Origin of the sequence: Luteimonas padinae, from assembly GCF_014652935.1 — a bacterium.
Lineage (GTDB): Bacteria > Pseudomonadota > Gammaproteobacteria > Xanthomonadales > Xanthomonadaceae > Luteimonas > Luteimonas padinae.
Genome location: NZ_BMZT01000008.1, coordinates 115741 through 128565, shown reverse-complemented (window position 1 = coordinate 128565; position 12825 = coordinate 115741). Strand labels below are relative to the sequence as shown.

At 70.6% G+C, this 12825-nt stretch carries 12 protein-coding genes and 1 pseudogene; 3 read left to right on the top strand and 10 right to left on the bottom strand.

The features are described 5' to 3' along the window. Positions 1 to 63: 63 nt before the first annotated feature. Together IE168_RS10610 and IE168_RS10605 are read left to right on the top strand one after the other, a co-directional pair. Positions 64 to 462, top strand: a complete 399-nt coding sequence (locus tag IE168_RS10610; protein WP_189498076.1) for an MbcA/ParS/Xre antitoxin family protein — start codon at positions 64 to 66, stop codon at positions 460 to 462. Next, on the top strand, positions 462 to 1139 hold the full coding sequence (locus IE168_RS10605; protein WP_189498074.1) for an RES family NAD+ phosphorylase: 678 nt from the start codon (positions 462 to 464) through the stop codon (positions 1137 to 1139). Before IE168_RS10610 ends, IE168_RS10605 begins: the two co-directional genes overlap by 1 nt. A gap of 295 nt (positions 1140 to 1434) precedes the next feature. Here the strand turns inward: IE168_RS10605 and aceA are convergent, their stop codons facing one another. Then, a complete protein-coding gene (aceA, locus tag IE168_RS10600; protein WP_189498072.1) occupies positions 1435 to 2727 on the bottom strand; it encodes an isocitrate lyase in 1293 nt (430 codons plus the stop codon). 189 nt (positions 2728 to 2916) lie between these two features. Then, positions 2917 to 4533 carry a malate synthase A gene (gene aceB / locus IE168_RS10595; RefSeq protein WP_189498070.1) on the bottom strand — a complete coding sequence of 539 codons (1617 nt, stop codon included), beginning with the start codon at positions 4531 to 4533 and terminating at the stop codon, positions 2917 to 2919. A gap of 114 nt (positions 4534 to 4647) precedes the next feature. On the opposite strand from aceB, the gene IE168_RS10590 reads away from it, so the two are divergent. After that, positions 4648 to 5610, top strand: coding sequence for a LysR family transcriptional regulator (locus IE168_RS10590; RefSeq protein WP_189498069.1), 963 nt, complete (start codon positions 4648 to 4650; stop codon positions 5608 to 5610). Positions 5611 to 5872: 262 nt separating this feature from the next. On the opposite strand, the gene IE168_RS10585 is transcribed toward IE168_RS10590, so the two are convergent. From IE168_RS10585 to oleD, 8 genes and pseudogenes are all read right to left on the bottom strand, one after another. Continuing rightward, positions 5873 to 6880 (bottom strand): isoaspartyl peptidase/L-asparaginase family protein, encoded by a 1008-nt coding sequence (locus tag IE168_RS10585; RefSeq protein WP_229823411.1) that lies wholly within the window; start codon positions 6878 to 6880, stop codon positions 5873 to 5875. Positions 6881 to 7147: 267 nt separating this feature from the next. After that, positions 7148 to 7753 (bottom strand): lysophospholipid acyltransferase family protein, encoded by a 606-nt coding sequence (locus IE168_RS10580; RefSeq protein WP_189498064.1) that lies wholly within the window; start codon positions 7751 to 7753, stop codon positions 7148 to 7150. Between the two features lie 21 nt (positions 7754 to 7774). Next, positions 7775 to 8194 (bottom strand): alternative ribosome rescue aminoacyl-tRNA hydrolase ArfB, encoded by a 420-nt coding sequence (arfB, locus tag IE168_RS10575; RefSeq protein WP_189498059.1) that lies wholly within the window; start codon positions 8192 to 8194, stop codon positions 7775 to 7777. A 64-nt stretch (positions 8195 to 8258) separates the two neighbouring features. Then, positions 8259 to 8918: pseudogene (locus tag IE168_RS10570) on the bottom strand (pseudouridine synthase); the annotation flags it as partial. A 278-nt stretch (positions 8919 to 9196) separates the two neighbouring features. Further along, positions 9197 to 10867 carry a ubiquinone biosynthesis regulatory protein kinase UbiB gene (gene ubiB, locus IE168_RS10565; RefSeq protein ID WP_189498057.1) on the bottom strand — a complete coding sequence of 557 codons (1671 nt, stop codon included), beginning with the start codon at positions 10865 to 10867 and terminating at the stop codon, positions 9197 to 9199. Continuing rightward, positions 10864 to 11520, bottom strand: a complete 657-nt coding sequence (locus IE168_RS10560; RefSeq protein WP_189498054.1) for a ubiquinone biosynthesis accessory factor UbiJ — start codon at positions 11518 to 11520, stop codon at positions 10864 to 10866. The genes ubiB and IE168_RS10560 overlap by 4 nt, the downstream gene beginning before the upstream one ends. Before the next feature lie 69 nt (positions 11521 to 11589). Then, the gene (locus IE168_RS10555; RefSeq protein WP_189498052.1) at positions 11590 to 11748 is read right to left on the bottom strand and encodes a DUF1328 domain-containing protein; all 159 of its coding nucleotides are present in this window, start codon (positions 11746 to 11748) and stop codon (positions 11590 to 11592) included. 61 nt (positions 11749 to 11809) lie between these two features. After that, positions 11810 to 12814, bottom strand: coding sequence for a 2-alkyl-3-oxoalkanoate reductase (oleD, locus tag IE168_RS10550; RefSeq protein WP_189498050.1), 1005 nt, complete (start codon positions 12812 to 12814; stop codon positions 11810 to 11812). Positions 12815 to 12825: the final 11 nt, after the last annotated feature.

Here is a 12825-nt window from a genome sequence, read left to right as displayed (position 1 = left end):
CGGCTTGCACGAAGTCCCGATAGGGACTAAGGTCTTTAACCAGTCCTGAAGAGGACGGTTGTCATGACCCAACTCCGAATCGCCGAAGCCCCCGTCCGCCGTGACCTTGCCGGCCCGGCGCTGCGTGCCTTCTTCAACATTGCCGACCAGTGGGGCCTGGGCAACGAGCAGGAGCGCGTGCTCCTGGGCAGTCCTGGCCGCTCCACGTTCTATCGCTGGAAGCGCGACCTCTCCGGCCAGCTCCCGCATGACGTGCTCGAGCGCATCAGCTACATCCTCGGCATCTACAAGGCCCTGCACCTGATCTTCGGCAACGAACAGCAGGCCGATGCCTGGATCAGCCGCGCCAACGACGCGCCATTGTTCGGCGGCCGCTCGGCCCTGGACCGGATGCTCGGCGGCCAGGTGGCGGACCTGTTCGTGGTGCGCCAGTACCTCGACGCCCAGCGGGGCTGGGGCTGATGCAGGCCGCGAAAGCCACTCGCGTGCGCTTCCGGTCGACGTACCGGATCGTGTCCAGCCGCTTCCCGCCGGTGGGCGTCTTCGACACCATCGCCGACCCGGCGGACATCGAGGCCCTGCACGAACTGGAGGCGATGACCAACCCGCGCATGCGCGATGCCCTGGGCGCGATCGCGCTGGTGCCGCCGGAGCGGCGCATCGCCGGCCCGGGCACCACACCGATCATGGCGGCCTTCACCCACCTCAACCCGGAAGGCTCGCGCTTCACCCCGGGCTGGTACGGCGTCTACTACTGCGCCCGCGAGCAGCAGACCGCCGTGGCGGAAACGGTGTTCCACCGCGAGCGCTTCCTGCGCAGCACGGACGAGCCCGCCTGCGTCCTGGACATGCGCTGCTACGTCGGCGAAATCGACAGCCGCCTGCACGACATCCGCGGCGGATATCCCGCGCTGCACGACCCCGACAGCTATGTCGCCAGCCAGCGCTTCGCGGTCGAGCTGCGCGCGGACGGCGGCAACGGCATCGTCTACGACAGCGTGCGCGCGCCGGGCGGCACCTGCGTCGCGGCCTTCCACCCCGACGTGCTGAAGCCGGTGCACCAGGGGCCGCATCTGCAGTACCACTGGGATGGCAGCCGGATCGCGCACGTCACGGAAGCAAGAATCGTCCCGTTCTGACTGCCGTCTTCTCCGAATAGCCGGAACCGTCCCGCCAGCACTTGGACTTCCTCCCCCGGAACGCGGGGAAGATGCCCTAAGGGCAGATGGGGGCGCAGCTTGCCGGAGTGTCGGAACGAAGCGCCGCTGCAAGCGTGCGGCGGCGCTTTGCTTGGGCGATGCCACGGCATTGTTGTCGCGATGCCCCCGGATTGCCCCCATCTCCCGCTTCACGGGTACTTCCCTCGCCTTGCAAGAGGTCGGCTTCGAGGAAGGCCGGGGCTCGATGGAAAGACGCGGCCTCGTTGGGCCCTGCTCAGGCGGCGGCCTCCTGGAACTGCTCTTCTTCCGTCGACCCGGTCAGCGCAGTCGTCGATGACTGCCCCTGCTGGATCGCCTGGGTCACCGCGTCGAAGTAGCCCGTGCCCACTTCGCGCTGGTGCTTCACCGCGGTGAAGCCCTTGTCGGCCGCGGCGAACTCCGCCTCCTGCAGCTCGACGAAGGCGCTCATCTGCCTGCGCGCATAGCCGTGCGCCAGGTTGAACATCGAGTAGTTCAGCGCGTGGAAGCCGGCCAGGGTGATGAACTGGAACTTGTAGCCATAGCCCGCGATCTCGTCCTGGAACTTCGCGATCGTGCTGTCGTCCAGGTTCTTCTTCCAGTTGAAGCTCGGCGAGCAGTTATAGGCCAGCATCTTGCCCGGGTACTTCTCGTGGATGGCTTCGGCGAAGGCGCGCGCGAAGCCGAGGTCGGGCTTGCCGGTTTCGCACCACACGAGATCCGCGTAGGGCGCATATGCCAGGCCGCGGCTGATCGCCTGGTCCAGCCCGTTACGGGTTTTGTAGAAGCCTTCGACGGTGCGCTCGCCGGTCGTGAACGGGCGGTCGTTGTCGTCGATGTCGCTGGTCAGGAGATCCGCGGCCTCGGCGTCGGTGCGGGCGACGATCAGGGTCGGCACGCCCATGACGTCCGCCGCCAGGCGCGCGGCGTTGAGCTTCTCCACCGCCTCGCGCGTGGGCACCAGCACCTTGCCGCCCATGTGGCCGCACTTCTTGACCGATGCCAGCTGATCCTCGAAGTGCACGCCGGCGGCACCGGCCTCGATCATCGCCTTCATCAGCTCGAAGGCGTTGAGGACGCCGCCGAAGCCGGCTTCGGCGTCGGCCACGATCGGCTGCAGGAAGTCGATCGAGTCATCGCCCTCGGCATGCTGCAGCTGGTCGGCGCGCAGCAGGGCGTTGTTGATGCGCCTGACCACCGCGGGCACCGAGTCGGCGGGATACAGCGACTGGTCGGGATACATCTGGCCGGCGAGGTTCGCGTCCGCCGCCACCTGCCAGCCGGACAGATAGATCGCCTTCAGCCCGGCCTTGACCTGCTGCATGGCCTGGTTGCCGGTGAGCGCGCCGAGCGCGTTGACGTAGGGGCGCTCGTGCAGCGAGGCCCAGAGCTTCTCCGCGCCAAGGCGGGCGAGCGAGTGCTCGACGTGCACGGTGCCGCGCAGGCGCACCACGTCATCGGCGAAGTAGTTGCGGGCGATGCCGGCCCAGCGCGGGTCGGTGCTCCATTGGTGGCGGAGCTGGTCGGCGGTCGGAAGCTTCGTGCTCATGCGGGATCTCCGGTGGGGTTCGGGTGGGTCACCCTGCGGGGCCGCCGTGGCGGCGATCGGGGGTCCGGGTCGCGGCTGTAGCCGCTCCTACAGGGAGAGATTTCGGGTGAGGCCGTCAGGGGAGGATTCGGATGACGCCGCCAGGGAAAGAGTTCGGGGGAGGCCGTCAGGGGGATTCGGGTGGAACCGTCAGGAAAGGCGTTCGTAGGCGGAGATGGTCAGGAACTCTTCGAGCACGTCGCTGCGCGTCAGCGCCTCCAGCATCGCGGTGGCTTCGGCAACGCGGCCGGCGCCCGGGATCGGCCCCTGCGCGGCCAGGCGCGATGGCAGGTTCAGCAGCGTCTGCTGGAACAGGCAGTCGTCGATTACTGTGCCGTCGTCCAGGCACAGCGGCTCGCCGCCGCGGTCGGTCACGTGCAGCCACTGCCACAGCTGCGAACGCGCGATCTCGGCGGTGGCGGCGTCCTCCATCAGCCAGTGGATCGGCACGCAGCCGCTGCCGTCGAGCCAGGCGGCGAGGTAGCGCACGCAGACTTCGACGTTGCCCTCGAAGCCGGTGCGGGTGATCGTTCCGCGCGACGGCGCGATCAGCGCATCGCGGTCGGCGACGACGTCCTCGCGCGCCACGCCGTGCTGGTTCGCCCCGGGCATCGCGGCGTCGAAGATCGCCTTCGCGATCGGCACCAGCGCCGGGTGCGCGACCCAGGTGCCGTCGTGGCCAGCCGCCGCCTCGCGCTCCTTGTCGGCGCGAACGCGCGCCAGCGCGGCCTCGTTCGCCTCCGGGTCGCCGGAAATCGGGATCTGCGCCGCCATGCCGCCCATCGCGTGCGCGCCGCGGCGGTGGCAGGTGCGCACCAGCAGTTCGGAGTACGCCTTCAGGAAGGGCTGGGTCATCGTCACCTGTCCGCGCTCGGGCAGCACCCGGTCGCGGTGGGTGCGGAAGGTCTTGATGTAGGAAAAGATGTAGTCCCAGCGCCCGCAGTTGAGCCCGGCGACGCGGCCGCGCAGTGCGTGAAGGATCTCGTCCATCTCGAACACCGCCGGCAGCGTCTCCACCAGCACGGTGACCTTGATGCAACCCTCGGGCAGGTCCAGCACCTGCTCGATGTGCGCCAGCACCTCGTCCCAGAGCGCGGCCTCCTCCATCGACTGCAGCTTGGGCAGGTACAGGTACGGCCCGCGGTCCTTCGCCGCCAGCGCGGCGGCGTTGCCCAGGCAGAACAGGCCGGCGTCGAACAGGCTGGCGCTGATGCGCTCGCCGTCGACCAGCAGGTGCTTCTCGTCCAGGTGCCAGCCGCGCGGGCGCACGATCAGCACCGCGCGCTCGCCTTCGGGCTTCATCCGGTAGGCCTTGCCGTTGTCGGCGTCGAAGGCCAGGGTTCCGGCGATCGCCTCGCGCAGCGCGCGCTGGCCGGTGAGCAGGGCATCCCAGGTCGGCGCGGTCGAATCCTCGAAGTCAGCCATGTAGCAGCTGGCGCCGGAGTTGAGCGCGTTGATGACCATCTTCGGGTCCACCGGGCCGGTGATCTCGACGCGGCGGTCGCGCAGCGCGGCCGGCAGCGGCGCCACGCGCCAGTCATCCTCGCGGATGGCGCGGGTTTCGGCGCGGAAGTCCGGCAGGCCACCGGCGTCGAAGAAGGCCTGGCGCTCGCGGCGGGCGGCGAGCAGCGCCTGGCGGCGCGGCTCGAAGCGCTGGTGCAGGCCGGCGAGGAAAGCCAAGGCACGCTCGTCCAGCAGCTCGGGCGCGGCGGCCGCGCCGGCGGCGAGGCGGACATCGGCGACGACGAGATGGGGGGCTGCGGACATGTCGGCTCCGGAGGCGGGTCGGGCAGCCACCATCCCCGCACCCGGAGTATTTGACAAAACAGATATAACAATGGAATTGATAAGGCTGGCTTATATCCAAGGCGGAACGCGGTCTTGAGCCCATCTTCCACGCCTCGTTTCGCCTACAAGGGCGACCGCCTGAAGCCGCTGCGGGCCTTCTGCCAGGTCGCGCGCCTGGGCTCGGTGTCGCGCGCGGCGGAGGCGCTCTACGTCAGCCAGCCCGCCGTCAGCCAGCAGCTCCAGGCCCTGGAGCGCGAGATGGGCGTGCGCCTGTTCGAGCGCAGCGGCCGCCGCCTGCTGCCGACCGCGGAGGGTGAAGCCCTGTACGAACTCGCCCGCCCCCTGGTCGAGGGCATCGACGCCCTGCCCGCCACCTTCCGCCGCCAGCTGGCGGGCATGGACGCCGGCGAACTTGAAATCGCCGCCAACAGCTCGACCATCCTCTACCTGCTGCCGCGGATCGTCGGCGCGTATCGCGACCAGCACCCCGAGGTGCGCCTGCGCCTGCACAACACCATCAGCGCCGACGGCACCGACCTGCTGCGCGCGGACACGGTGGAACTGGTTGTCGGCTCGATGCTCGACGTCCCGGCCGACCTCAGCTACGTGCCGGTGTACTCGTTCACCCCGATGCTGATCACGCCGCGCGACCACCCGCTGGCGACCATGCCGCAGCTGACCCTCGAAGCCATCTCGAAGCACGGCCTGATCCTGCCGCCGCAGCGCCAGGTGACCTGGCGCCTGGTCGACCTGGTGTTCCAGCAGGCGCGCGTGCCCTACACGGTGTCGCTGGAAGTCGGCGGTTGGGAGGTGATCAAGCAGTACGTGGCGATGGGGCTGGGCATCTCGATCGTCAGTTCGATCTGCCTGGACGAGGCCGACGCGGCGCAGCTCGCGATCAGGCCGCTCGACGCCTGGTTCCCGGCGCGCAGCTACGGCGTGCTGGTGCGCAAGGGCAAGGTGCTGTCCCCGCAGGCGCGCGCCTTCATCGACCTGATCGGGCCGGACCTGTTCGTGCGCAGGAGCCATGAGGATCCCGGGCATTCGGAGCGCTGAGGCCGGGAGAAGCGTTTCCCGCGGATTTGTGCCGATAGAGAAAAAGCGTTTATTGCCACGGATTTACGCGGATTACGCAGATCAGGCCGCGGCGGACCCGGGCCAAACGCCCTGCACGTGCCTTTTCCACAATGGACTTTGCAACAGGCTTGCCTCGGCGAGATCCGCGTAATCCGCGCAAATCCGTGGCCAAAAGCTCTCCCCGCCCCTGCTCTATCGGCGCAGACCTGCGGCCCATCCGCGCAAATCCGTGGCGAAACGCCTAATCCCCCGGCATCACCAGTGCTTCGTCGGCGAACACCGCGACGCGCGGCACGCCGTCTGCGCCGATCCAGCCGCGGTACATGCCTTCGGTGTTGAAGGGGAAGGCGACGCGACCCTTCGCGTCGAGGGCGATCGCGCCGCCATCGCCACCGGCTTGCACCACCTCGCCATTGATCACGGCCTCCGCGGCGGTGGCGATGTCCTCGCCGCGATGGCGCACGCGGGCGCAGACTTCGTGCGCGGCGGCGGTGCGGAGGTAGAACTCGCCCCAGCCGGTGCCGGACACCGCGCAGCCTTCGTCGGCCCAGGTGCCGGCGCCGATGACCGGTGAGTCGCCGATGCGGCCCCAGCGCTTGTTGGTCATACCGCCGGTGGAGGTGCCGGCCGCCAGGTGACCGCCCGCGTCGAGCGCCACGGCGCCGACCGTGCCGACGTACTTGAGGCCTTCGCGATCCGCCGCGGGCACGCCCGCAGTGACGGCATCGGCGCCGGCATCCGCGTCGATGCCCAGGCCGGCACCAGCTTCCGCACCGTCCGCGGCCTCCTTGCGCAGCGCGCGCTGCAGCTGCTCCCAGCGGCGCTCGGTGCGGAAGTACGAGGGATCGACCAGCTCGATGCCCTGCCCTTCGGCGAAGGCCTCCGCGCCGCGGCCGGCCAGCATCACGTGCGGCGACCGTTCCATCACCGCGCGCGCCAGCAGGATCGGGTTGCGCACGCGCTGCACGCCGGCGATGGCGCCGGCATTGCGGTCGCGCCCGTCCATCAGCGAGGCATCGAGTTCGTTGCGGCCCTCGTGGGTGAACACCGCCCCGCGGCCGGCGTTGAAGGCGGGATCGTCCTCGAGCACGGTGATCGCCGCGACCACGGCATCCAGCGCCGGCGCGCCGGTCCGGAGCTTCGCGTGGCCGGCCAGCAGGGCGCGTTCGAGGCCCGCGCGCGCGGCAGCCTGGTCCTCGTCCGAAAGCCCGGCACGCACCACGCCCGCGCCGCCGTGGATGGCGAGCACCGGCGCTGCGGCCGGGCCCGTTCGCGAATCCGCGCCAGGACCGGGGGTCGTGGATGCATCGGCACCCTGCGCGTGCACCGTATCCACATTCGCCTTGCCTGGCGCATCGGCACCGGTACCCGTGCTTGCTCCCGCGACTGCGGCACATCCCAGCAGCACTGCCCCGGCCAGCACCGCAACGGTCGCACGCACTCGATCGAATCGCTTCATGCCCTGCTCCTGGAATGCATCATGCGGCGACAGCGCGGGGACCCCGCCGCAAAAACCTCAGACCGTACCGCGATTGCGTCCTTGCCACGGCCGGTACCACTCGCGGATGCGGCGCATGTCGGCCTCGGTGTCGTCGCCGACGTGGAACAGCGGGCCAACGCCGATGACCCTGTGGGGATAGTGGAAATACACCGGCAGCACCGGCACGTCGGCCGCGCGCGCGATCTTCAGGAAACCGCTCTTCCAGTGCTCCACCGGCTTGCGCGTGCCTTCGGGCGCGAGGCCGAACCAGAACCGCTCGTGGCCGCGCAGCATCGCGGCCGCCTGCTCGACCACGCCGGACGAGCGCCCGCGGTCGATCGCGATCACGCCCAGCGCGTCCAGCAGCAGGCTCAGCGGCCACCAGAACAGCTCGCGCTTGCCGAGGATCTTGATGTCCAGGCCGAGCCCCAGCTTGGCGGCGAAGCCCCAGATGCCGTCCCAGTTCGAGCTGTGCGGCGCGCCGATCAGGACCACGCGCGGCTCGTCGGGGAACTCGCCGACCAGGCGCCAGCCGCCGAGGCGGAGGATGCTGCGGCCGAACCAGCGCGTGAAACGGTTCGGCTTCACCCGCGGCACCCCGGGCGGGAGCCCCGGCAGGATGTCGTCGCTGGTTGCGGTCATGGCCTCCCCCCGGTGGCGCTGTCAGTCCCAGTCGCGCCCGGCGCGTCCACGCTTGATCGTACTACGCTCGCGCTTGGCATCCAGGCGCCGCGCCTTCGATGCGCGCGAGGGCTTCGTGGCGACGCGCGGCTTCGGGACCCGCAGACCCGCCTCGATGAACGCCGCCAGGCGCTCGCGTGCGTCCTGGCGGTTGCGGTCCTGGGTGCGGAAGCGCTGGGCGCTGATCACCAGTACGCCGTCATCGGTGACACGGCGGTCGCGCCGGGCGAGCAGGCGCTCGCGCACCGGATCGGGCAGCGACGGCGAGTTCGCGATGTCGAAGCGCAGCTCGACCGCGGTCGCGACCTTGTTGACGTTCTGGCCGCCGGGGCCGGACGCGCGCACGAAGCGCTCGACAAGCTCGCTTTCGGGGATTTCGATGGGATTCGGCGTGGCGGTCATGCGTCGGGATCCGGTGGCCTGACGATCATCGCCGGCTCGCGGCAGCGGCGGCAGGACGCTGCGGTCAGGACTGCGCGAAGAATGCCAGAGCGCGCGCGAAGTCGTCGTCCGGCGGCGCGGTCACCTGCACGCGCCTGGTCGCATCGTGCGGATGCGGGAAGGCCAGCTGCTCGGCGTGCAGCAGCATCCGGTGGATGCCCATCATGCGGAAGCTGCGGTTGTGGCGGCCGTCGCCGTGGCTGGTGTCGCCGATCAGGTGGTGCGAGAGGTGCTTGAGGTGGCGGCGGATCTGGCGGAAGCGGCCGGTGTGCGGCCAGGCGCGCAGCACGGCGTAGCGCGAGGTCTCGAAGCCCGCCGAGGGGATCGGCAGCTCGGCGGTGGCGAGGCGCTCGAAGCGGGTGACCGCCGGCTTCTTCTGCGGCTTGCCCGGGCCGCCGTCGAGCGGATGGTCGACGGTGAAGGCCGCTTCGGCCGGCCAGCCGCGGCAGACGGCGAGGTAGGCCTTGTCGACATCGCCCGCCATCAGGGACTTGCCGAGTGCGGAGGCGGTGTCGCGGTCGAAGGCCAGCAGCAGGCAGCCGCTGGTGGCGCGATCGAGGCGATGCACCAGGAAGATCGGGCGGCCGAACTGTTCGCGCAGACGATCGGCGGCGAAGTCGTCCTCGCCGCGGGCGAGCTCGCTGTCGTGGACCATCAGGCCGGCGGGCTTGTCGACGACCGCGAATCCTTCTTCCAGATGCAGCACGTCCAGTGCCTGCGTCTCCACCGTCCGTACCTCGTGCCCTGTAGGAGCAGCTATAGCTGCGACCTCGCGCCCCCTTGTAGGAGCAGCTACAGCTGCGACCTGCTGCGGGTCGCAGCTATAGCTGCTCCTACAGGAGGAAGTTTGTGGCGAGGGAGTTGGCGGCGAGGAAGTCGGCGCCGAGGAAACTTGCGGCAAGCGGGTTGGCGCCGAGGGAGAATCCGGCGGCACGGTGTTTCCGGGATCGGCCATGGCCGCGGTCAGCGCGGGCGGGCGGCGATGAGCGCCCAGAGGCCGCCGATGCCGGCAATCCACGCCGTCACCGGCACCGACCACAGCCGCGGGCCACCGGCCTCGAGGCCATACAGCACCGCGGCCACCACCAGCAGGCCCACGCCCAGGATCGCGGCCACGGTGCGGCGCTGCATCGCGCGCATCACTTCCACCAGCTCGGCCATCTCCTTCGAATGCATGCCCAGCAGGTGCCGGCCCTGCACCTGCTGGGTCAGCCAGGCGTGCACCAGGCCGGGCATCTCCGGAGTGCGCGTGGCCAGTTCCGGCAGCCGCTTGCGGAACTCGCTGGCCAGCCGCTGCGGGCTGTAGCGCTCGGCCAGGATCCGCTCCAGCACCGGCCGCGCCACCGCCCAGATGTCGATCTCCGGATCCAGGTGGCGACTCACGCCTTCCACGTTGAGCAGCGTCTTCTGCATCAGGATCAGCTGCGGCTGCAGGGTCAACTGGTAGCGCTGCGCGGTGCGGAACAGCTTCAACAGCACCTCGCCCAGCGAGAACTCCGACAGCGGCCGCGTGAAATAGGGCTCGCAGACGCCGCGCACCGCGGCCTCGAGCTCGTCCAGGCGCAGCTCCGACGGCATCCATCCGGCCTGCACGTGCAGTTCGGCGATGCGGCGATAGTCCTTGTTGAAGATCGCCATGAAGTTTTCGGCGAGGTAGTACTGGTCGTCGCCGGAGAGCTGGCCGACGATGCCGAAGTCCAGCGCGATGAAGCGCGGGTTGAGCCGCCGCGACGGGTTGTCGTCGACCCAGATGTTGCCGGCGTGCGCATCGGCGTGGAAGAAGTTGTCGCGGAAGACCTGGGTGTAGAACACGCGCACGGCCTTGGCCGCGAGCAGTTTCCGGTCGATGCCCGCGGCTTCGATCGCCGCCAGGTCGTCGCTGGGAATGCCGCTCACGCGCTCGAGGGTGAGGATGCGCTCGGTGCTGTGCGACCACACCGGCGCCGGCACGTACAGGTCGGGCGAGCCGTCCCAGTGGCGGCGCAGCACCGAGGCATTGGCGCCCTCACGCTGCAGGTCGAGCTCCGCGGCCAGCGTGGTCGCGACCTCGTCCACCACTTCGCGCGGGCGGATCCTGTCGGCGTTCGGATGCGTGCGCTCGACGAAGCCGGCGATGTGCGACAGCAGGCGGATGTCGGCGTCGATGCGGGCGTCGATGCCGGGGCGCAGCACCTTCACCACGACCTCGCGCGCGGGTGCGTCGCCGGTGACTGGCAGCAACGCGGCATGCACCTGCGCCACCGAGGCCGACGCCAGCGGCACGGTGTCGAAGCGCGCGAAGGCCTCGGCCACCGGGCGGCCGAGTTCGCGCTCGACGATCGCGCGCGCCAGCTCGCCGTCGAACGGCGCCACCTGGTCCTGCAGCAGCGCCAGCTCGTCGGCGACATCGGGCGGTACCAGGTCGCGGCGCGTGGACAGTACCTGGCCGAACTTGACGAAGATCGGCCCCAGCTCCTGCAGCGCCAGGCGCACGCGCGCGCCGCGCGGCAGGTCGGCGACCTCGCGGCTGGCGCGCGGCACGAAGGGCCGCAGCAGCCACAGCCAGCGGCCGGCAGGGGTGCCCTCGGCCAGGGTGTGCAGGCGGTAGCGGAGCAGGACGCGCCCGATCTTCAGCGCGTGCAGCGCCGACCTCACCGCGCGCCCCCGGCCACGGCCAGGCGGGCCACGCGCGCGGCCAGGCGTTCGACGTCGTCCCGCAGCACGTCGACGTCGTCGTGGAAGGCTTCCAGCTCGAGGCGGCCGACCACGTCGCGCGACTCTTCCACCACGTATTCGGCGGCGGTGGACGCGAACCCCTGGCCGGCACGGCGCGCGCCCTTCAGCGCGGACGCGGCGGCGTTGGCCACCTGCACGCCCACCACCTCGCCGAAGGCGGCGACGAAGGGCCGCTGCCAGTCGGGATCGAAGCGCTGGGCGAGCCGCTGCAGCGCGCGCGCGAGTTCGGCGTCGCCCTCGATGCGCAGGCGCCCGCTGGGCGTGGCGTGGTGGTCGTCGCCGGGCGCCAGCAGGCCGCGGAGCTGGCCCAGCAGGCCGCCCAGCGTGGTGCGCACGGCGAGGTCCGGTTCGCCGGCCCCGTCGGCGGGGCCGACGCGCAGCGCCTCGCCGTCCACGCGGATCGACATCGCCAGCGGCGGCGAGGCCAGGTGCAGGGCGACGCGGCGTCCGTCCAGCCGCGAAAGCGCCTGGCGGGTGTCGTCATCGAGGGACAGTGCGCGGTTGAGCGCCGACTCCAGCGCGCGGCCGGCCAGCGGCGTCAAGCCGGACAGGGGAGATGGGGATGGGGCCATGGCCGGCATTGTAGCGGCCCGCCCCGCGCCGCCGCCGCGACGGCACGATGGCCGTCGCGGCGGCGTGGTTCAGACCTTCCGGCCGCGGAAGAACGAGATCGCGGCCAGCACCAGGAACACCAGGAACAGGATCCAGGCGATGTTGCTGGCGGCGCCGGCGATGCCGCTGAAGCCGAGGACGGCGGCGATGACGGCGATGACCAGGAAGATGACGGCATAGCTGAGCATGTCGGTTCTCCAGTCCGTCGGAACGCGGACGGCTGGGACCATGGTTGCCAAGCCGCGGTCGTCAGGAAGTGACGGTACCGCGCTGCGACGCCGCCAGCTGCTCGAGCCCCTCGGCAATCGACACCCGCGGCACATAGCCGAAGTCACGCGTGGCCGGCGCCATGTCGTACCAGTGCGTGGTGCTGAGCTGTTCGGCCAGGAAGCGGGTCAGCGGCGGCTCCGAGCGCAGGCGCAGCAGCGGCCAGGCCGCCTCGCAGGCCGCGCCGATCGCGTAGGCCACCGGGAACGGCAGCGTGGCCGTGACCTCGGGCGCGCCCATCGCGCGCAGCAGGCCGTTGAGGATGTCGCGCATCGGCATCGGCTCGCCATTGCTGATGAAGTAGGCGCGTCCGGCGCAGGCGGCCCCGATGCCGAGGTGCTCCAGCGCGTCGAAATGCGCTTGGGCGGCATTGTCGATATAGGTGGTGTCGATGCGGTTGAGGCCGTCGCCGACGAAGCGCAGGCGCCCGGCGCGCGCGCGCTCTGCCAGGCGCGGCACCAGCTGGTTGTCGCCGGGGCCCCAGATCAGCCGCGGACGCAGCGCGACGGTGGCGAGCGACTCGTCGTTGGCGGCCAGCACGATCTTCTCGGCGATCAGCTTGGTCGCGGCGTACGGAGCCTTCAGGTCTTCGCCGTAGGGCACGGTGTCGGCGGTACCGCCCTCGACCGGATGGGTGGCGCGGTGGGTCACGCTGGGCGTGGACGTGTAGACCAGCTTCGGCACGAAGTGCTCGCGGCAGCCGGCCAGCACGTGGCCGGTGCCCATGACGTTGGCGCGGTGGTAGCTGTCGTAGCTGCCCCAGGCGCCGGCCCTGGCGGCGTTGTGCAGCACCGCGTCCATGCCGGCGCAGGCGGCGATCACGGCGTCGCGATCGGCAAGGTCGCCGCGGAGCTGGCGCACGCCGATGGCGTCGAGCTCCGGATAGTGGCCGCGGTTGAAGCTCGAGACATCGTGGCCGCGCTCGACCAGGCCGCGGCACAGCGCCTGCCCCAGGAATCCGCCGCCGCCGGTGACCAGTACCCGCACCTCGTTCCTCG